This window comes from Burkholderia sp. Ac-20344, from assembly GCF_017104975.1.
GTDB lineage: Bacteria > Pseudomonadota > Gammaproteobacteria > Burkholderiales > Burkholderiaceae > Burkholderia.
In genome coordinates, this window is sequence record NZ_JAAGPP010000072.1 from 1 (window position 1) to 17,769 (window position 17,769).

General features: G+C 66.0%; 22 protein-coding genes and 2 pseudogenes. 17 read left to right on the top strand and 7 right to left on the bottom strand.

Going from position 1 to position 17,769, the window contains the following annotated elements:
- Positions 1–97 precede the first annotated feature (97 nt).
- The 10 genes and pseudogenes from G3N64_RS21790 to G3N64_RS39855 form a co-directional block, all read left to right on the top strand.
- A pseudogene (locus G3N64_RS21790) lies at positions 98–904 on the top strand (amidase family protein); the annotation flags it as partial.
- A gap of 559 nt (positions 905–1,463) precedes the next feature.
- Entirely contained in the window at positions 1,464–2,600 is a 1,137-nt protein-coding gene (locus G3N64_RS21795; protein WP_205785770.1) for a muconate/chloromuconate family cycloisomerase, read from the top strand.
- Between the two features lie 52 nt (positions 2,601–2,652).
- Positions 2,653–3,597, top strand: a complete 945-nt coding sequence (gene catA, locus G3N64_RS21800; protein WP_205785771.1) for a catechol 1,2-dioxygenase — start codon at positions 2,653–2,655, stop codon at positions 3,595–3,597.
- 116 nt (positions 3,598–3,713) lie between these two features.
- Positions 3,714–5,072 carry a Rieske 2Fe-2S domain-containing protein gene (locus G3N64_RS21805; RefSeq protein ID WP_205785772.1) on the top strand — a complete coding sequence of 453 codons (1,359 nt, stop codon included), beginning with the start codon at positions 3,714–3,716 and terminating at the stop codon, positions 5,070–5,072.
- Positions 5,069–5,557, top strand: coding sequence for a benzoate 1,2-dioxygenase small subunit (gene benB / locus G3N64_RS21810; protein WP_205785773.1), 489 nt, complete (start codon positions 5,069–5,071; stop codon positions 5,555–5,557). The genes G3N64_RS21805 and benB overlap by 4 nt, the downstream gene beginning before the upstream one ends.
- Before the next feature lie 45 nt (positions 5,558–5,602).
- Positions 5,603–6,625 carry a benzoate 1,2-dioxygenase electron transfer component BenC gene (gene benC, locus G3N64_RS21815; RefSeq protein WP_205785774.1) on the top strand — a complete coding sequence of 341 codons (1,023 nt, stop codon included), beginning with the start codon at positions 5,603–5,605 and terminating at the stop codon, positions 6,623–6,625.
- A 2-nt stretch (positions 6,626–6,627) separates the two neighbouring features.
- On the top strand, positions 6,628–7,398 hold the full coding sequence (benD, locus tag G3N64_RS21820; RefSeq protein ID WP_205785775.1) for a benzoate diol dehydrogenase BenD: 771 nt from the start codon (positions 6,628–6,630) through the stop codon (positions 7,396–7,398).
- 89 nt (positions 7,399–7,487) lie between these two features.
- Positions 7,488–7,886, top strand: a complete 399-nt coding sequence (locus G3N64_RS21825; RefSeq protein WP_205785776.1) for a RidA family protein — start codon at positions 7,488–7,490, stop codon at positions 7,884–7,886.
- Positions 7,887–8,127: 241 nt separating this feature from the next.
- Positions 8,128–8,361 carry a hypothetical protein gene (locus tag G3N64_RS21830; protein WP_205785809.1) on the top strand — a complete coding sequence of 78 codons (234 nt, stop codon included), beginning with the start codon at positions 8,128–8,130 and terminating at the stop codon, positions 8,359–8,361.
- Positions 8,362–8,491: 130 nt separating this feature from the next.
- Positions 8,492–8,596, top strand: a pseudogene (locus G3N64_RS39855) (DUF1641 domain-containing protein); the annotation flags it as partial.
- 71 nt (positions 8,597–8,667) lie between these two features.
- Here the strand turns inward: G3N64_RS39855 and G3N64_RS21835 are convergent.
- Positions 8,668–9,378 (bottom strand): response regulator, encoded by a 711-nt coding sequence (locus G3N64_RS21835; RefSeq protein ID WP_205785777.1) that lies wholly within the window; start codon positions 9,376–9,378, stop codon positions 8,668–8,670.
- A gap of 640 nt (positions 9,379–10,018) precedes the next feature.
- On the opposite strand from G3N64_RS21835, the gene G3N64_RS21840 reads away from it, so the two are divergent.
- Positions 10,019–10,366 carry a hypothetical protein gene (locus tag G3N64_RS21840; protein WP_205785778.1) on the top strand — a complete coding sequence of 116 codons (348 nt, stop codon included), beginning with the start codon at positions 10,019–10,021 and terminating at the stop codon, positions 10,364–10,366.
- 86 nt (positions 10,367–10,452) lie between these two features.
- Positions 10,453–10,674: a hypothetical protein gene (locus G3N64_RS21845; RefSeq protein WP_205785779.1), complete on the top strand. Its 222-nt coding sequence runs from the start codon at positions 10,453–10,455 to the stop codon at positions 10,672–10,674.
- A 67-nt stretch (positions 10,675–10,741) separates the two neighbouring features.
- Here G3N64_RS21845 and G3N64_RS21850 read toward each other — a convergent pair whose 3' ends face one another.
- Positions 10,742–11,281 carry a GNAT family N-acetyltransferase gene (locus tag G3N64_RS21850; RefSeq protein ID WP_205785780.1) on the bottom strand — a complete coding sequence of 180 codons (540 nt, stop codon included), beginning with the start codon at positions 11,279–11,281 and terminating at the stop codon, positions 10,742–10,744.
- A gap of 370 nt (positions 11,282–11,651) precedes the next feature.
- On the opposite strand from G3N64_RS21850, the gene G3N64_RS21855 reads away from it, so the two are divergent.
- A complete protein-coding gene (locus G3N64_RS21855) occupies positions 11,652–12,656 on the top strand; it encodes an AraC family transcriptional regulator (protein ID WP_205785781.1) in 1,005 nt (334 codons plus the stop codon).
- Between the two features lie 259 nt (positions 12,657–12,915).
- On the opposite strand, the gene G3N64_RS21860 is transcribed toward G3N64_RS21855, so the two are convergent.
- The 3 genes from G3N64_RS21860 to G3N64_RS21870 form a co-directional block, all read right to left on the bottom strand.
- The gene (locus G3N64_RS21860) at positions 12,916–13,458 is read right to left on the bottom strand and encodes a carboxymuconolactone decarboxylase family protein (protein ID WP_205785782.1); all 543 of its coding nucleotides are present in this window, start codon (positions 13,456–13,458) and stop codon (positions 12,916–12,918) included.
- 139 nt (positions 13,459–13,597) lie between these two features.
- On the bottom strand, positions 13,598–13,819 hold the full coding sequence (locus G3N64_RS21865; RefSeq protein ID WP_175952135.1) for a hypothetical protein: 222 nt from the start codon (positions 13,817–13,819) through the stop codon (positions 13,598–13,600).
- A 63-nt stretch (positions 13,820–13,882) separates the two neighbouring features.
- Entirely contained in the window at positions 13,883–14,146 is a 264-nt protein-coding gene (locus G3N64_RS21870) for an HPr family phosphocarrier protein (RefSeq protein ID WP_346778833.1), read from the bottom strand.
- A 333-nt stretch (positions 14,147–14,479) separates the two neighbouring features.
- Between G3N64_RS21870 and G3N64_RS21875 the strand changes: the two genes are divergently transcribed.
- Positions 14,480–14,824, top strand: coding sequence for a zinc ribbon domain-containing protein YjdM (locus tag G3N64_RS21875; protein WP_031401187.1), 345 nt, complete (start codon positions 14,480–14,482; stop codon positions 14,822–14,824).
- A gap of 43 nt (positions 14,825–14,867) precedes the next feature.
- Entirely contained in the window at positions 14,868–15,704 is an 837-nt protein-coding gene (locus G3N64_RS21880) for a spermidine synthase (RefSeq protein ID WP_205785783.1), read from the top strand.
- A gap of 55 nt (positions 15,705–15,759) precedes the next feature.
- Here the strand turns inward: G3N64_RS21880 and G3N64_RS21885 are convergent, their stop codons facing one another.
- On the bottom strand, positions 15,760–15,945 hold the full coding sequence (locus G3N64_RS21885) for a ribbon-helix-helix protein, CopG family (protein ID WP_021158209.1): 186 nt from the start codon (positions 15,943–15,945) through the stop codon (positions 15,760–15,762).
- An 87-nt stretch (positions 15,946–16,032) separates the two neighbouring features.
- The gene (locus G3N64_RS21890; RefSeq protein ID WP_205785784.1) at positions 16,033–16,791 is read right to left on the bottom strand and encodes a YoaK family protein; all 759 of its coding nucleotides are present in this window, start codon (positions 16,789–16,791) and stop codon (positions 16,033–16,035) included.
- Positions 16,792–17,042: 251 nt separating this feature from the next.
- Here G3N64_RS21890 and G3N64_RS21895 point away from each other — a divergent pair, with 251 nt between their 5' ends.
- Positions 17,043–17,393: a hypothetical protein gene (locus G3N64_RS21895; RefSeq protein WP_041492597.1), complete on the top strand. Its 351-nt coding sequence runs from the start codon at positions 17,043–17,045 to the stop codon at positions 17,391–17,393.
- Positions 17,390–17,602, top strand: a complete 213-nt coding sequence (locus G3N64_RS21900) for a twin transmembrane helix small protein (RefSeq protein WP_006489184.1) — start codon at positions 17,390–17,392, stop codon at positions 17,600–17,602. Before G3N64_RS21895 ends, G3N64_RS21900 begins: the two co-directional genes overlap by 4 nt.
- Positions 17,603–17,769: the final 167 nt, after the last annotated feature.

The following is a 17,769-nucleotide window of genomic DNA, read 5'->3' on the forward strand; positions in this document are numbered from 1 at the left end:
CTGCCGCGCGTTCTCCGCGTTCTGCCGCACGGTGCCCGTCAGCTGCTCCATGCTCGATGCGGTTTCCTGCAGCGACGCGGCCTGCTCCTCGGTACGCTGCGACAGGTCGATGTTGCCGGTCGCGATCGCGCGCGCGCCGACGTCGATGCCGGCGCGCAGCGCGACGCGCCCGGTGCGCCTAGCGGTCCCGCGCACGACGTTCTGGTGCGGCCTTGCGCCGGATGTCGACGCGGTGGCGAATGCCGCGGTGGCGAAGCTGGCGCAGGCGGGATTCGAGTGCGTCGATATCGACCTGAACGACTATCCGGGGTTCTTCGACGACGAGCCGGCCGTCATCGCGATGTTCGAATTCCGTTCGTCGATGCACGCGTATCTGGTCGAGAACGGCTACGACCTGTCGGTCGACGACATCGTCGCAAACGTGGGGAGCCCGGACGTCGCGAAGATCGCCCGGCATATCACCGGCCCCGACGGTATCGGCGAAGCGGCGTACCGCACCGCGCTCGACCGGCGTACCCGGTCACGTGCCGCGTATCGGCAGTGTCTCGCCGACAGCGGTGCCGATGCGCTGGTCTTTCCGACCACGATCGCCACCGCATGCCCGATCCCGGCGGGCGACACGATGATGCTCAACGGCCAGACCGCTTCGGTGTTCTCGACCTACATCCGGAATACCGAGCCGGGCAGCAATGCCGGCGTACCGGGCATGACCGTCCCGGCCGGCCTGACGGCGGCCGGGCTGCCGGTCGGCCTCGCCCTGGATGGCGCGGCCGGCACCGATCGCGAACTCATCGCGGTCGCGCTGGAGGTCGAGCGGGTGCTCGGGCGGCTGCCGGCGCCGGACGACGGATTTGGGGTGGAGGGCAGGCTGGGCGGTTACCCGGGCGTCGATGGTACGCCGTGACGCCGTGCCGCCGCGCCGGGGGCGGTGCGGCGGCTGAATCGCCGGAGCGCGCGGCGCTCGCCATGGCCGGCATGCACGTCCGGCGGATTGCCCTGACGCCGAACCCTGAGCATGCTCGACCCGGTGCGCAAGTACCGCTACCGGGAATCCTGTCGGCGTCACATGGGCTTGCGCGGACGACGGGTCGAATCAAGCGACCGCGAAGCCGGTCGCCGACTGCGCATGTCGCGAAACTTGCCCGTGAGCCTCCCGGGCACCGCATCAGGAAAACCCTGAAACCGGCCCGCCAAGGCCGCTTTTTTGCGTCGCTGCGCGCGCGGCGACCGATGCCGTTCCCGTCTCTGGCCGCCCGCGTCCCGGGTGGCCGCTTTCCCCGATCCAGCATGGCTTCCAGACCGTATTGCCTGTCATGGAAGGTATGGTAAATCCTGACATCTGGCGAATATTCCCGAATTTCAATACCTGACAGGTATTGAAATGGCCGCCTAAAAGTATTGGACGCTCGATCCGGCCGAGACGTATAAATCGCCTCAAGAACTTCACCCCCACGGCGTGCCCCATGTCCACCGTCACCATCGAACGCATCGAAACCCGCCTCGTCGACCTGCCGACGATCCGCCCGCACAAGCTGTCGGTGGCCACGATGCACGGCCAGACGCTGATGCTCGTGAAGGTGTGCTGCAGCGACGGCGTGACGGGCCTCGGCGAAGGCACGACGATCGCCGGCATGGCGTACGGCCCGGAAAGCCCTGAAGCAATGAAGCTCGCGATCGATACGTATCTCGCACCGGCGATCGTCGGCAAGGACGCGACGCGGATCCAGACGCTGATGGCGTTCCTCGGCAAGCTCGCGAAGGTCAACCATTTCGCGAAGAGCGCGCTCGAAACCGCGCTGCTCGACGCACACGGCAAGCGGCTTGGCGTGCCGGTGAGCGAACTGCTCGGCGGCCGCCGCCGTGACCGCCTGCCGGTCGCGTGGACGCTCGCATCGGGCGACACGGCCACCGACATCGCCGAAGCCGAGCGGATGCTCGACCTGCGCCGCCACAACGTGTTCAAGCTGAAGATCGGCGCGAAAGCGCTCGATACGGATATCCGCCACGTGGCCGAGATCAAGCAGGCCGTCGGCGAGCGCGCATCGGTGCGTGTCGACGTGAACATGGCGTGGAGCGAAACGCAGGCCGCGCGCGCGATTCCGGCGCTGGCCGATGCCGGCTGCGAACTGGTCGAGCAGCCGGTGGCTTCGGCCGCGGCGCTGGCGCGCCTGATGCGCCGCTTTCCGGTCGCGCTGATGGCCGATGAAATCCTGCAGGGCCCCGACAGCGCATTCGACATCGCGAAGCATCACGGCGCGGACGTGTTCGCGATCAAGATCGAACAGAGCGGCGGCCTGTTCGCCGCGCAGCGCGTCGCCGCGATCGCAGATGCCGCCAGCATCGAGCTGTACGGCGGCACGATGCTCGAAGGCGCGTTCAGCACGGTGGCCTCCGCGCACCTGTTCGCGAGTTTCGCGAACCTGCAGTGGGGCACCGAACTGTTCGGGCCGCTGCTGATCACCGAAGAGATCCTGACGCAGCCGCTCGATTACAGCGACTTCGAACTGACCGTGCCGGACGGCCCTGGCCTCGGCATCGAACTCGACGAGGACAAGGTCAGGCGTTTCACCCGCGACGGACTGACGAAAGTCGAGCGATAACCCGAGCCAGGCAAAGGCCGTCGTTCCCCCTAATACACATGGAGACACCATCATGAGCGTCAAAGTTTTCGATACCCGGGAAGTGCAGGATCTGCTGAAGGCCGCGTCGAACGCGGGCGCGAACGGCACGAAGGTCGGCAACGCGCGTACGCAGCAGGTCGTGCTGCGGCTGCTCGGCGACCTGTTCAAGGCGATCGACGATCTCGACATCACGCCCGACGAAGTGTGGGCCGGCGTCAACTACCTGAACAAGCTCGGCCAGGACGGTGAAGCGGCGCTGCTCGCGGCCGGCCTCGGCCTCGAGAAGTATCTCGACATCCGGATGGATGCCGCGGACAAGGCGGTCGGCCTCGACGGCGGCACGCCGCGCACGATCGAAGGGCCGCTGTATGTTGCGGGCGCGCCGGTGCGCGACGGCGTGTCGAAGATCGACCTCGACGCGGACGACGGCGCGGGCCCGCTCGTGATCCACGGCACGGTCACGGGCCTCGACGGCAAGCCGGTGGCCGGCGCGGTGGTCGAATGCTGGCACGCGAACTCGCACGGCTTCTATTCGCACTTCGACCCGACCGGCAAGCAGAGCGACTTCAACCTGCGCGGCGCGGTGAAGACGGGCGCCGACGGCAAGTACGAATTCCGCACGCTGATGCCGGTCGGCTACGGCTGCCCGCCGCAGGGCGCGACGCAGCAACTGCTGGATCGCCTCGGCCGTCACGGCAACCGCCCGGCGCACGTGCACTTCTTCGTGACCAGCGACGGTCACCGCAAGCTGACGACGCAGTTCAACATCGACGGCGACCCGCTGATCTGGGACGACTTCGCGTATGCGACGCGCGAGGAGCTGATTCCGCCCGTCACCGCTAAGACAGGCGGCGCCGCGCTCGGGTTGAAGGCCGACGCGTACCAGGACATCGAGTTCAATTTCGTGCTGACGCCGCGCGTCGAGGGCAAGGACAACCAGATCGTCGAACGCCTGCGCGCTTCCGCCACGGCATAACCGCCCGACGGCACGGCGGCGCGCGTGCGCCGCCGCCGGCCGGGTTCCCGCGAGATTCAACCAATACCGATGCGAGCGTGCTTGCAGGACGCGGCACGCGCATGGGAGGAGCCAACATGTCCGCCACGATCGACCAAGCCAACGACCTGGATCACCTGCTCGCCACCGCCGTGCAGGACGACAAGGAGGCCGGCGTATTCCGCTGCCGCCGCGACATCTTCACGAACGCCGAGCTGTACGAGCTCGAGATGAAGCACATCTTCGAGAGCAACTGGGTGTACCTGGCGCACGAAAGCCAGATCCCGGCCAACAACGATTACTACACGACGTGGATCGGCCGCCAGCCGATCGTGATCACGCGCGACAAGACCGGCGAGCTGCACGCGGTGATCAATGCCTGCGCACACAAGGGCGCGATGCTGTGCCGCCGCAAGCACGGCAACAAGGGCAGCTTCACATGCCCGTTCCACGGCTGGACGTTCTCGAACACCGGCAAGCTGCTGAAGGTGAAGGACGAGAAGACGACCGAGTATCCGGTGCAGTTCAACACGCACGGCTCGCACGACCTGAAGCAGGTCGCGCGCTTCGCGAACTATCGCGGCTTCCTGTTCGGCAGCCTCAGCGCCGACGTGCTGCCGCTCGAGGCGTATCTCGGCGAAGCGCGCGTGATCATCGACCAGATCGTCGACCAGGCGCCGAACGGGCTCGAAGTGCTGCGCGGCAACTCGTCCTACATCTACGAAGGCAACTGGAAGATGCAGATGGAGAACGGCTGCGACGGCTACCACGTCAGCACCGTGCACTGGAACTACGCGGCGACGATGGGCCGCCGCAAGGAAGACGGCACCAAGGCCGTCGATGCGAACAGCTGGAGCAAGTCGGTCGCGGGCGTGTACGGCTTCGACAACGGCCACATCCTGCTGTGGACGCAGACGATGAACCCGGAAGTGCGGCCGGTGTATCAGCACCGTGACGAGATCAAGGCGCGCGTCGGCGACGTGCAGGCCGACTTCATCGTCAACCAGACGCGCAACCTGTGCGTGTACCCGAACGTGTTCCTGATGGACCAGTTCAGCACGCAGATCCGCGTGGTGCGGCCGCTCGGCGTCGACAAGACGGAAGTCACGATCTTCTGTTTCGCGCCGAAGGGCGAGAGCGAAGCCGACCGCACGGTTCGGATCCGCCAGTACGAGGACTTCTTCAACGTGACGGGCATGGGCACGGCCGACGATCTCGAAGAGTTTCGTGCATGCCAGGCCGGCTACGCGGGCATCACGGCGATGTGGAACGACCTGTCGCGCGGCGCGCCGCTGTGGGTCGACGGGCCCGACGAGAACGCGAAGAAGATGGGGCTGAACCCGCGCATTTCCGGCGAGCGCAGCGAGGACGAAGGGCTGTTCGTGTGCCAGCACGAACACTGGGTGCATGTGATGCGCGATGCGCTGAAGAAGGAACGCGGGGAGGTGGCGGCATGAGCTTCGATTACGGGACCATTTGCGCGGCGCTGTATCGCGAAGCGCGCCTGCTCGACGATCGCCAGTGGGACGCGTGGCTGACCTGCTACACCGAGGACGTCACGTACTGGATGCCCGCGTGGGACGACGACGACCGGCCGACCGACGATCACCAGAGCCAGATCTCGCTGATGTACTACCCGGACCGCGGCGGCCTCGAGGATCGCGTGTTCCGGATCAAGACCGAGCGCAGCGGCGCATCGACGCCCGAGCCGCGCACCAGCCACAACGTGACGAACGTCGAGGTGCTGGCCGAACGCGACGACGAGGTGGACGTGCGCTACAACTTTCACACGCTGAACCACCGCTACCGCGTGACCGATCACTTCTTCGGCACGATGTTCGTCACGTTGCGCCAGGTGGGCGACGAACTGCTGATCTCGTACAAGAAGATCGTGCTGAAGAACGACTACATCCGGCAGGTGCTCGACGTCTATCACGTCTGACGCCCGTTGTTTCGTCATAAAAGACAAGGAAGTGGAGACGACGCCATGTCCAGCTACAAGATTGCACTGAATTTCGAGGACGGGGTAACCCGCTTCATCGACTGCAAGGCCGGCGAGAAGGTTCTCGACGCGGCCTTCCGCGCGAAGATCAACCTGCCGATGGATTGCTCCGACGGCGTGTGCGGCACCTGCAAGTGCCGCGCCGAAAGCGGGAATTACGACCTCGGCGACGACTACATCGACGACGCGCTCACCGAGGACGAAAAGGACGGCGGCCTCGTGCTGACCTGCCAGATGGTGCCGCAAAGCGATTGCGTGATCGCGGTGCCGACGTCGTCGGTCGCGTGCAAGACGGGCCAGAGCGGGTTTGCCGCGACGGTGACCAAGGTCGAGCAGCACAACGATGCGGCCGTCGTGCTCGAACTCGACGTCGGCGCGGCCGCGCCTGTCTTCCTGCCGGGCCAGTACGTGAACATCGACGTGCCCGCGAGCGGGCAACATCGTTCCTATTCGTTCTCGTCGGCACCGGCTGACGCGAAGGTCAGCTTCCTGATCAAGAAGATTCCCGGCGGCGTGATGAGCACATGGCTCGAATCGGCGCAGCCCGGCGACACGCTGGAACTGCACGGGCCGCTCGGCAGCTTCTACCTGCGCGACGTGCAGCGGCCGCTGCTGTTCCTCGCGGGCGGCACCGGGCTTGCGCCGTTCCTGTCGATGCTCGAGGTGCTGGTGCGCAGCGGCTCGCAGCAGAAGGTGCACCTGATCTACGGCGTGACGCGCGATCTCGACCTCGTGCTGGTCGACGCGATCGAAGCCTACGCGGCGCAGTTGCCGAACTTCAGCTTCGCGACGGTCATCGCGGATGCGGCGTCGAGCCATCCGCGCAAGGGCTGGGTCACGCAGCACATCCCGGCCGATGCGCTGAACGACGGCGACGTCGACGTGTACCTGTGCGGTCCGCCGCCGATGGTCGACGCGGTGCGCAAGTACTTCGACGACGAGGGCGTGAAGCCGAACAGCTTCCACTACGAGAAGTTCACCCCCAACGTCACGGCAAAGGCGGCGTGATCATGCAACGATTCTCTGGCAAGGTCATCGTCGTCACGGGCGCCGCGCAGGGCATCGGACGCGGCGTCGCGCTGCGCGCGGCGGCGGAGGGCGGCAGGGTGCTGTTCGTCGATCGCGCGGATTTCGTCGCCGAGGTCGCGGCCGAAGCGACGGGTTGCGCGACGGCCGGATTCGTTGCCGATCTCGAAACGTACGAAGGTGCGCACGCGGCGATCGCGCACGCCGTGCAGACGTTCGGCGGCGTCGACATCCTGATCAACGGGGTCGGCGGCGCGATTCGCATGCGTCCGTTCGCCGAATTCGAGCCGGCGCAGATCGATGCGGAAATCCGCCGTTCGCTGATGCCGACGCTCTATACCTGCCACGCGGTGCTGCCGCACCTGCTCGCGCGCGGCAGCGGCACGATCGTCAACATCTCGTCGAACGCGACGCGCGGCATCCGCCGCGTGCCGTATTCGGCGGCGAAAGGCGGCGTCAATGCGCTGACGGCGGCACTCGCGATGGAATACGCGGAGCACAACATCCGGGTCGTGGCCACCGCGCCGGGCGGCACCAGCGCGCCGCCGCGCCGCGTGCCGCGCAACGCGGCCGGCGACAGCGAACAGGAACAGGCATGGATGGGCGAAGCCGTGCGTCAGGTCACGGAATCGACGTTCTTCAAGCGCTACGGCAGCCTCGACGAACAGATCGCGCCGATCCTGTTCCTCGCGTCCGACGAAGCGAGCTACATCACCGGCACGGTGCTGCCGGTCGCAGGCGGCGATACGGGTTGAGCGGCGCGTCGTGACGCCGCCTGCAAGTGTTCAACGTGTTGATCGACAACCAACCGGCCGGCGCGAAGACGCCGGCCACGGAGACCTCCATGCGTGATCGCAAAGCCATCGTTCCGGCGGGAATGGAAGCGGTGTACGAGAAGATCGGCTACGCGCCCGGCCTGACGGTCGGCGATACGCTGTACGTATCCGGCCAGATCGGCCGCGATGCGGCGATGCAGCTCGTCGAAGGCCGTGAAGCGCAGATCGTGCAGGCGTTCGAGAACCTGAAGCAGGTGCTGGAGGCTGCCGGCGCATCGTTCAACGACGTGGTCGACCTGACGACCTTCCATACCGACATGCGCGACCTGCCGTTGTTCATGCAGGTGCGCGACCGCTACCTCGATGCACACCCGAAGCCGGCGTGGACGGCGGTCGGTGCGCACATGCTGGGCGGCGCGCCCGGCTATATCGTCGAGATCAAGGCGGTGGCCGTGTTGCGAGCGTGATCCGCGTCGACGGCGTGTTCGCGCGCGGGGTTGCGGTCCACGCATCGAATCGACTCAACTTGTCGCGTGCAGAAATGGTGCGCGCGACTTCGCGATGCACGGCGCAATCCTGACGAATGGTTTTCTCGCGACCTTCGGCGTGAATCGTTGCACCGCGGCCAGCGACAAGTCGCGCGAGTGCGTTGATGGTGCGAGGAAACGCAGCGTCGTTTGTTTCCTTCCGTCGAGAATCCGCGATGAAATGCCTGCCACGCGCCATCTTCGCCGCCCTCGCTTTCGCCGTCACATCCGCTTTTCCCGTCTCGATCTGGTGAATCGCAAGGTGCTCGGCTACCTCGAACTCGACCGGAAGGCGATGCCGCAGGACATCGGCGTGTCGCCGGACGGCAAGGTGCGCTATGTCGCCGACTTGATGGCGGACGGTGTATACGTCGTCGAGGGCGACCGCTTCACGAATACGGGAAACATGCGGTAGGGCAGCGGCCGGTCGGCGCGTACCGGCAAGGCCGCTGCTGCCGGGCGGACGGTGTCAGACGAACGACACGCAACCGGCGCGTGTGGCCGCCGTCGCGACGGCCACGTGGCGTCCCAACCGGAGAAAGCCGATGACCGAACCTCAATCCCCCGACACGACGCCTCCCCCCGTGGAACCCGGTGCGCACGACGCGCTCGAGCATCTGCTCGGCAGCCTGCACCGGCATGGATTCCTGCATTTGCAATGTGTGCGGTCATACGCCACGACGGGCCGCACGCGATGCAGCGCGTCACCGCGCATGCCGCGTCAATCCCACGCGTGCTTGCTGAACTGATAGCCCTTGCAGCGGATCGTCTTGATGCGCTTCGGTTCCGTCAGGTCATCACGCAGCTTGCGGCGCAGCTTCGAGATGCGGCCGTCGATCGAGCGGTCGAAGCCGTCGAACTCGATGCCGCGCAGCAGTTGCGTCAGGTCTTCCCGGCTGACCACCTCGCCGGCGCGGCAGACAAGCGCCCACAGCAGGTCGAATTCGGTGGAAGTCAGGCGAGGCGCGCTACCGTCGGGCAGGCGAACCTTGCGGTCCGCCCGGTCGATCGAAAACTTGCCGAACTCGAATCGATGAGGCGATGCCGGCGCGACGTCGGCCGGGCGCATGCGAATCCGTCTCAGGTGGGCCTTGATCCGCGCGAGCAGGATGCGCGGCTCGATCGGCTTGTGGAGGAAGTCGTCCGCGCCGAATTCCAGGCCGAGCAACTCGTCGAACTGTTCGTCGCGGGCCGTCATCATGATGACGATGCCGTCGTACTGCATGCGTGCCTCGCGGCAAATCTCGAAGCCGTCCTTGCCCGGCAGGTTGATGTCGAGGAGCACCAGGTCGGGGCGACGCGTGACGATCGCGGACACGGCGTCGGTGCCGTCGAACAGCGTGTCCACCTCGAACTGATGCGAGCGCAGATAGTCTGCGATCAGCGCGGACAGATGGACGTCGTCTTCGACGAGCAGGATTCGGATGGGCATCGCTAAACGAGGGGGGTGAAACGGGAAGATGGCGAGCGCTCAGGCCCGGTCCGATCATGGGGTAGCCGAAGAGAGGCGAATGATACTGAGAAACATTTCGGAGGAATGTGGCGAAATCTGCATCGCTCGGTGAACCTGCTCGCCTGCAAGGCATCGCCGCCACGCAAAAATGCGAATGGGTGAAGGTACGGAGTCGTGTCGTCGTCGAACGACGCGATGTGCGGGTGAACGGGTTCGAAGCGATATCCGGCGCGCAACCGGCAGGGATACCCGGCGAGATGTCGTTCGGGCGAAAACGTTTGCGAAATGGTTGCGTGTGAGCACGTCCCGCACGCTCGTCAGGCCAGCGCCCGGTAAAGATTGCTCGACATATCATTACAAAATATTACGAACCGGATGAGGTGCGGCTCCTTACAATCGTGGCAATTCAGTGGCGAGCATCGCGTCCATCGTCTTCCGGTCGGTTGCCAAAGAGCATGCAGATGCGAAGGCGGCGACCGATGGCGTGCCGTTGCGCCCTTGGTTGCGTACCTTCGGCGAGCCACTGCCGGTGCTCAACGCGTGCGGATCGGTGTCGGCGTCGCCCTGGCCATCCAGGCGCAAACGTGCGGCCGGTACGATGTTCTGATAGGAATGCGAAATGATGCCGCTTCAAATCATCCGGAGTCTCGATTCACTCACGAACGCGATCGAAGTCGCGGTCGCCCGCGCCGACTGGAGCGAGGCCGTCCGCGCCGCGGAAACACGTTCGACGTTCCTGATGACGCTCGAGCCCGATCAACCCGACGAGGTTCATGCGGCGATCGGGAAAATGCGGGAGACCGATATCCGGATTTCCATCGCCGCACGCGAAACGCTGGAAGCCCTCGTCACCGAGGGCCGGAAGGCGTTGCACGAAACCCGGCTGGCGACGAAGGCGTTGGCGGCGCAGCCGCTGTTGCCCGGGGCGGATGCGATCGCCGCCCGATCCCCTTCGTGGCTCTCGTGAGTTTCAAGGCCCCTCGCGACGCACATGCTCAATACGCGGACAGGTCTTTGGACGGGCCTGCCAGGTCTCAACGTTTCGGTGGCGGTATGCGATTTCGAAAACGCATCAGTTATGTCGATGCAACACGATGGTTCGTCGATGGCGACCATGATCGGGTGGAAACCCGTGACGGCGGACGGGCGGTCGCCACGCCGGAGGGCTGGCGTCCGGTGAAGCCGGGTGACTGGATCTTGCTCGATGCGCGCGGCAACTGTTGGCCGATGGACGACGGGCTCTTTACCAGCCTTTATGAACCGGCGGTGGAGTAAGCAGCGAGGGCGCGCCGGCGCCGCACGCTCATGCGGCACCCTCGGGACAACCGGTACGCCATCGAGCCTACCGGCTCGCGCGCGAAAACAGCAATGACTCGGCGTCGTTGAACCGGATCCGGGCCGGCTCGCCATAACCGGCTTTCTCCGCCACGCGGATCGACGCGACGTTGGTCGGCGCGATCACGCACACGCTGCGCTCGAACCGCTGCTGCCCGTCGAGCCATGCAAGCGCGGCCGCGAGCGCCTCGGTCGCGTAGCCCTTGCCGTGCGCCCATGTCGCCAGTGCCCAGCCGGCTTCCGGCACGCCGCGAATCGACGGCTCGATGAGCCGGTGGAAATCGGCGAAGCCGAGATCGCCGACATAGCGGCCCGACGCCTTCTCGCGAATCGCCCAGTAGCCATAGCCGAGCAGCGGCCATAGCCCGCGATACGCGAGCATGCGCATCCACGAGTCGCGCGGCGCGGACGGCTCGCCGTTGAAGATGTGCTCGACGACGGCCGGCTCGGCCCACATCGTGGCGAGCGCGTCGAAGTCGCCGAGCGGATGGCCTTCGAGGATGAGGCGCGGCGTGTCGAGAACGGGCGGGGAGGAGACGGGCGGCATCGTGGTTTCCGGAAAAGAAGGGGAGCAGGGGGCGGCCAGGCCGTCAGCACGTCGATGCCGCGCTGGTCGGGTCCCGTTCACGCACCCGCGGGCAGATCGGGCGGCGATGTGTCTCGGCGAGCGGCGGCGTGCGATCGACGGCACGCGACGGCGGCACGCTGCGAGCGGGCATGTCCATTTCGGCAAGACAGGGAGCCGGAATGATAGCAAAACCCTTGCCGGGGTTGGCGACGCGGCGGGCGGACGGAAGTGGCCCCGCCACAACGACGACGTCGAACAGCCAGCGTGCGCGATTGCACCGGCTTCCCGCGCGATAATCGGAACTTCATGCGGTGCGCGCCGCACGTCCGATGTGCCTTCACCCTTCAACATGACGCTCGAATCCGATTGGCTGAGCCGTTTCATGGCGCTCGTCACGGTCGCCGGGAAGCTCGAAATCCGCTGCACGTTCGGCGCGCCGTGGGCGGTCACGTATGAACGATCGCCTGCGTGCGAGATTCCGTATCACGTGGTGCTGCGCGGCCGCGCGATCCTCGAGAATCCCGACGACGGCACGGTGCGCGAGCTCGGCGGCGGCGATCTCGTGCTGTTGCCGCACGGTTCCCCGCACGTGCTGCACGACGGCAGCGGGCTGCCGCCGGTGCCGGCGGTCAAGCGGCCCGGCGGTCACGTCTTCATCGGCGAGAACGCGGGCACCGGCGAGCGGCTGGACATGCTGTGCGGGCGCTTCGTGGTCGCGCCGCCGCACGACCGGCTGATCCGGCGCCACCTGCCGCCCGATCTCGTCGTGCGCGCGGCGACGGACAGCCGTACGCCGGACGCGCTGGCCGCCACCGCGCGGCTGACCGCCCTCGTGGAACTGATGCGCGCGGAATCGCTCGAGCAGCAACTCGGCGGCCTCGCGATCCTGAACGCACTGTCGGCGGCGCTGTTCGCGCTCGCGCTGCGCGCGATCAGCGAATCGGGGCAGGCACCGACCGGCCTGCTGGCGCTGGCCGGCCAGCCGCGCCTCGCGCCCGCGATCGTCGCGATGCTCGACGATCCGGCGAGGCCGTGGACGCTGCCCGAACTGGCCGCGCTGTGCAGCATGTCCCGCGCGACCTTCATGCGTCATTTCCAGTCGAAACTCGGGCACTCGGCTGCCGACCTGCTGACGGACATCCGGATGAGCGTCGCCGCGAATGCGCTGCGCCAGCCGTCGGCCAGCGCGGAGGCCGTGTCGGCCGACGTCGGTTATCAGTCGGTGGCTGCATTTCGCCGCGTGTTCACGCGCTGGGCGGGCATGACGCCCGGCGACTGGCGGCGCCAGTCGATCGGCGGCCCGCCGCGCGACGCGGACGCATCGGACGACGGCTTGGCCGGCGAAGAGGAGTAGGTGCGAAGGCGGCGGCGGTTCCGGCTCGGGTTCCATTCGTCATATGCAGGTCAGCCCGTTGTCCGCGAACAGTTCGACGCCTGCTCCGTCGCTACGGTTGTCCAACGCGATGGAGCGCGCGGCAGCCGCCGGCGCGTCGTGCCGTCCGGTCTTTCCGAGCGGCGCCGCGGCCGTGATCCACGCGGAACGCCCGTCGCGGCAACGGGGCCGGCGACGGGCGCATTCGAAGCAGGGACGGGCGCCGGCACGGCCGCGGCACTTACTTCACGGGCGGAAAATCGACGACGGTGTCGTTGATGCGGTTGAACGTGTTGGTGAAGATCGTCAGCGCGATCGCGAGCGAGATTTCCGCGAGTTGCGTGTCCGTGTAGCCGGCTTCGCGGATCGCCGCGAATGCGTCGTCGGTGATCGTGCCGCTCGTCCGTTGCAGGTTCAGCACGAAACGGATCAGCGCGTCGCGCTTCGCGTCGCCGGTAGTCGGCTCGCTCGACCGGATCGCGCGCAGTGCGTCGGCCGACAGGCCGGTCATCTTGCCGAGCAGGTTGTGCGCGGCCACGCAGTAGTCACAGCCGGTGTCGGCGCTGACGAGCAGCTTGATCGTCTCGAGATCCTGCTTGCTCAGCGTGCCGCCGGCGAGCACGCCTTCGGCGTTGAGCACGGCCGCGAGCGCGTTCGGCGCGAGATGGCCGACGGCGGCGAACAGGTTGGGGACGGTGCCGCCGGCGACCTTGCGGACTTGTGCGTACACGGCGGCGGTTGCGCCGGTAGCGGTTTCGATGGCGGGGATGGCGATGCGGCTCATGACTGGCTCCTTGATCGGAAAGTTGACGCCCGTTCGTTCGGGGTGACGCCACTTTAGAAGCTCAGGTCGATCCTCATAAGGCGCAAAATCGCCAATCTGATGCTCAAAAGGATCAAAGCGATTCGCCGCCGCTGGCGATCTACTTCCGGCTTTTCAGGAAGGTCCGCCCTTCGGCCGTGATCGACGCGCCCGAGCGGCCGTGTGCGGAATGGCTGACGAAGCCCGCACTGACGAGCTCCCGTGCAATCGACCAGCCGAGCGCGGGCGCGTCGCGCCCGTAGCGGACATCGGCGAGGCGTTCGAGCGCCCAGATGGCGGAGGCCGACAGGTTCGGGGTGTTGGGCGTGAAGTTGTCGCTCATCGCTTCCTCGTGGAAAGGGGATTCGGGGTGGGCGGGATGCCGTGACATCGGGTGGTGCTCGGGTCAGCGCGCTTGAAGCAAGGGCAGCAATGCCTGCAGCGCCGCCTCTTCGTCGGGGCCGGTGGCCAGTACTTGTGCGGACGTGCCGCCGTGCACCTGCAGCGCTGCGACGGCAGCACGGTCTTTCGCGTTGCTGCTGATCCCGTTCGCGATCAGCAGGATGTTGCTTTCGAAGCCGCGCGCCGCGTCGACGGCGGCTTCTCGTGCGGCGCCGCCGCGGCTGCGGTTCCACGCGGGGCCGATTTCAACGTACACAACGGTTGCCACGATGTCGGAAAGCCTCTGGACAGGAACGTCGGAATCGGTGTGCGGCGCCGGGCCGGTAGTGTGCAAGGCACGCGTGAAACGCGCTTTCCCGCACGACTCAGGGAAGCCGGCAGCGCAGCCGGGGTGTGCACATCCTGCTTGGATGTGCCGGCATTCTCGGTGAAACAGGTCGCAAGTCCGGCGAATGGCGCGAAAGCAGCGATTATAATACAGCGGTCAAGATATGTGTATTGCATTATAATGCCGTGTGCGCCGACGGCGGCCCGCCGATCCGTCGGCGCGTGTCGCCCGGCATTTTTTTGACGACCCGACTCCCCCTGAATGGAAGCTGCAATGAACGCCGCCCCCGCCTGCCCGCAATGCGCGATGGAAAACACTTACCCCGACGGCACGCTGACCGTATGCGCGGACTGCGGCCATGAATGGTCGGCCGGCGCCGGCGCCGAAGCGGGCGACGAACCCGCGGGCGACGTCGTCAAGGACGCGAACGGCAACGTGCTGTCGGATGGCGACTCGGTCGTGCTGATCAAGGACTTGCGCGTGAAGGGCTCGTCGATCACGCTGAAGATGGGCACCAAGGTCAAGAGCATCCGGCTCGTCGGCGGCGATCACGAGGTCGACTGCAAGACCGACATGGGCGGCTTCATGCTGAAGGCCTGCTACCTGAAGAAAGTCTGAGCGCACCCGCGCCAATCGACCGATTGCAATCGACAGCCCGCTCATGGCCGAGGATCGATTTTCCTACGACGCGTTCGTCAGATTCCTGGCGACGCCGCTGAACGACGGCCGGCCGTTCGTGCTGGAGACGAAGCACACGCTTTCGCTGCACTTCGACCATTTCGGCACGCAGAGCTTCATGTCGCTCCGGGATCCCGGCCGTCTCGAGCTCGGCTATACGCGCGTGATGATGGGCTTTCTGCTGCTGCAGCCCGAGCCCGCGCACATCTGCATGCTCGGGCTCGGCGGCGGTTCGCTGGCGAAGTACTGCTACCGGCACCTGCCTGGCACGGCGATCGACGCGGTCGAGATCAACCCGGACGTGATCGCGCTGCGAGACGTATTCAGGATTCCTGCTGATGACGGCCGGTTCGCGGTGGTATGCGCCGACGGCGCGGATCATCTGGAACGGGCGGATGTCAGGACGGACGTGATCCTGCACGACGCGTTCGTCGCCGACGGCATGCGGGGCCGGTGTACGGGTGCCGGATTCCTCGCTGCATGCCGCGAGCGCCTGAGCGAAACCGGCGTGCTGGCGATCAACTTCATGGACGACGATCCGGCGCTGCCGCAGCATCTCGGGCAGCTGCGAGCGGTGTTCGGTGCGTCGTATGCGCTGGTGCCGTGCGGCGACGACAACAACTTCATCGCGTTCGCGTGGAAGGGCGACAACCGGCTGCCGTCGCTGCGCATCCTGCTCGAACGCGCACTCGCATGCGAACGGGCCGGCGAGCTCAAGCTGGCGGCCACGGCGAGGCGCATGAAGGCCGGGGAGAATGTCGACCCGCAGCGGCTGATGCTGCGTGCACAGCCGCACGGACGATGGGAAATCGGCACGTAGCCCGCACGTAGACGGTACGCAACCGGCGCCGCGGGTGCGGCCTGTACGGCCGCGCTTACTTCACGCGCTTGCCGAGCGCGCTCTTGGTCTTGTACGTCACGCCGTGGCGGTCGAGATACTCGCGGATCAGTTGCCGCACGACTTGCGAAGGCGTGAGATCCTGCTCGGCGCAGAGCATCTCGAAGGCTTCCTTCTTCGCGGGGTCGATCAGGACGGTCAGGCGGGCGGTTTTCGTTTCCATTGCGCAGCGAGGGTGGTCAGTATGTTAATCAAATTATAATCGATCCGCTTTCGGCCCCGCCGCCGGAAATGCTGCGCGGGTGTGCAATCAGCGCCTGCTGCGGACCAGCGCGAGCAGGTCGTCGATGACCGGCACGATCGCGAGCGTGACGAGCACCGCGGCGAGCGGCACGGTCGATACGTAGCCGACGTGCTTGAAGCCGATCGCGCCGGCCAGGCCGCCGATGAAGAACGACGCGAGCATCGTTGCGTGAATCCGCAGCTTCGAGCGGTTGGCGACGACTGCATGCGCGTCGACGTCGATCGCCGACCGGTTCCAGTAGAACAGCTTGCCGAGCTCGATGCCGAGGTCGGTCACGATGCCGGTCATGTGCGTCGTGCGGATCTCCGCGCCCGACAGCTTCGTGATCGTCGCGTTCTGCAGCCCCATGATGAAGCACAGCAGCGTCACGGTCACCGGCACGAAGAAGGTTTCCCACAGCGCGAGGTGGCTGCCGAGCAGCCCGAACAGGAGCAGCAGCGCGGCCTCGACCAGCAGCGGCAGCATGAACTGGCTGTGCAGGCCGCGGCGGCGGCCCCAGTTGACGAGGATCGCCGAGCAGCTGGCGCCGATCAGGAACGAGCCCAGCGAGCTAATGCCGGCCAGCGCGAGCCGCACGTCGCCGAGCGCCGTCTGGTCGGCGATCGCCGACACGATGCCGCTCATGTGCGACGTGTATTGCTTGACCGCGAGGAAGCCGCCGGCATTGGCCGCGCCGGCGACGAACGCCAGCGAAAACCCGAGCTGACGGTTCGCGGTCGCGCTGCGGTGTTTTCCCGTCAGGTTTCGAAAGTACTGCGCTGGCATAAGGGTTTCGCTCAATCGCCGCGGATCGCGGGCACGGACCTGAAGACCGGCGCCGGACGGCAGGGCGGGCACGCCGCCTGCGCGCACGCACCGGGCTTCTCTAATTATGTGACGAACATGATAATGACATTATCATACTCTGTTAGCAGCATGGGGCTTTCAGTACAATGTCATGCGGCGCGGCCTGACTACTGCTTCGCTGCCGCAGGGCCGCACCGCGCGCATTCGCGATCACTTCTGCCTACCGTTTCATGACCCCGATCAAGTTCATTCTTCGCTATACGGCGATCCCGTTCACGGCCATCGTGGCCGTGGTGATCTGGACTGTCATACCATCGTCGAAAGAGATCGATGCGAGACAATATGCGGCGCTGTCGCGCGCGTACGCGAGTTTCCCGCTGCCGTTCCGGCGCGAGATCTCGGAAACGATGGACCACGGCCGGATCAACGACCGGCGCTACCAGGCGCTCGTGCGCGATTCGCTGGGCAATGGCGTCGCGCTGGACTGGCCGGCGTCGGGCGTCGGCGAGCTCGCCGACGAGCGACAAAAACTGGCCGAACTGATTCAGGCCGATTCCGATCTTCAAGGGCATCACCAATGAAAACTCTGCTGGTTTCCGTGGCATTCGCGATGATCATCGCAAGCCTGATCTTCGCGCTGTATTTCATGAATCACGATCGCGGCAAGTCCAAGCGGATGGCATGGTCGCTCGCGGCACGCGTCGGGCTGTCGGTCACGCTGTTCCTGTCGCTGCTGATCGCTTACAAGCTGGGCTGGATCGAACCGACGGGGCTGCCGATCGGGCGCTGAACGACGGACGCCCCGTTGCATGCGGGGCGTTCGCGCAAATGCAAGTTTTGGTTTCTAATCGAGCTATTGTGATAAGAAAACTTATCGTTATGGAATGATTGCGTGATTCAAAATCAGGTTTCGCACAACGCGCGACAGAGACTGCCAACGCTGCAACGGCACCGCAG

Coding starts and splice junctions, on each gene's coding strand:
- G3N64_RS21795 (WP_205785770.1), top strand. CDS start 1,464: ATGTCCACCGTCACCATCGAACGCATCGAAACCCGCCTCGTCGACCTG.
- catA (WP_205785771.1), top strand. CDS start 2,653: ATGAGCGTCAAAGTTTTCGATACCCGGGAAGTGCAGGATCTGCTGAAG.
- G3N64_RS21805 (WP_205785772.1), top strand. CDS start 3,714: ATGTCCGCCACGATCGACCAAGCCAACGACCTGGATCACCTGCTCGCC.
- benB (WP_205785773.1), top strand. CDS start 5,069: ATGAGCTTCGATTACGGGACCATTTGCGCGGCGCTGTATCGCGAAGCG.
- benC (WP_205785774.1), top strand. CDS start 5,603: ATGTCCAGCTACAAGATTGCACTGAATTTCGAGGACGGGGTAACCCGC.
- benD (WP_205785775.1), top strand. CDS start 6,628: ATGCAACGATTCTCTGGCAAGGTCATCGTCGTCACGGGCGCCGCGCAG.
- G3N64_RS21825 (WP_205785776.1), top strand. CDS start 7,488: ATGCGTGATCGCAAAGCCATCGTTCCGGCGGGAATGGAAGCGGTGTAC.
- G3N64_RS21830 (WP_205785809.1), top strand. CDS start 8,128: ATGCCTGCCACGCGCCATCTTCGCCGCCCTCGCTTTCGCCGTCACATC.
- G3N64_RS21835 (WP_205785777.1), bottom strand. CDS start 9,378: ATGCCCATCCGAATCCTGCTCGTCGAAGACGACGTCCATCTGTCCGCG.
- G3N64_RS21840 (WP_205785778.1), top strand. CDS start 10,019: ATGATGCCGCTTCAAATCATCCGGAGTCTCGATTCACTCACGAACGCG.
- G3N64_RS21845 (WP_205785779.1), top strand. CDS start 10,453: ATGCGATTTCGAAAACGCATCAGTTATGTCGATGCAACACGATGGTTC.
- G3N64_RS21850 (WP_205785780.1), bottom strand. CDS start 11,281: ATGCCGCCCGTCTCCTCCCCGCCCGTTCTCGACACGCCGCGCCTCATC.
- G3N64_RS21855 (WP_205785781.1), top strand. CDS start 11,652: ATGACGCTCGAATCCGATTGGCTGAGCCGTTTCATGGCGCTCGTCACG.
- G3N64_RS21860 (WP_205785782.1), bottom strand. CDS start 13,458: ATGAGCCGCATCGCCATCCCCGCCATCGAAACCGCTACCGGCGCAACC.
- G3N64_RS21865 (WP_175952135.1), bottom strand. CDS start 13,819: ATGAGCGACAACTTCACGCCCAACACCCCGAACCTGTCGGCCTCCGCC.
- G3N64_RS21875 (WP_031401187.1), top strand. CDS start 14,480: ATGAACGCCGCCCCCGCCTGCCCGCAATGCGCGATGGAAAACACTTAC.
- G3N64_RS21880 (WP_205785783.1), top strand. CDS start 14,868: ATGGCCGAGGATCGATTTTCCTACGACGCGTTCGTCAGATTCCTGGCG.
- G3N64_RS21885 (WP_021158209.1), bottom strand. CDS start 15,945: ATGGAAACGAAAACCGCCCGCCTGACCGTCCTGATCGACCCCGCGAAG.
- G3N64_RS21890 (WP_205785784.1), bottom strand. CDS start 16,791: ATGCCAGCGCAGTACTTTCGAAACCTGACGGGAAAACACCGCAGCGCG.
- G3N64_RS21895 (WP_041492597.1), top strand. CDS start 17,043: ATGACCCCGATCAAGTTCATTCTTCGCTATACGGCGATCCCGTTCACG.
- G3N64_RS21900 (WP_006489184.1), top strand. CDS start 17,390: ATGAAAACTCTGCTGGTTTCCGTGGCATTCGCGATGATCATCGCAAGC.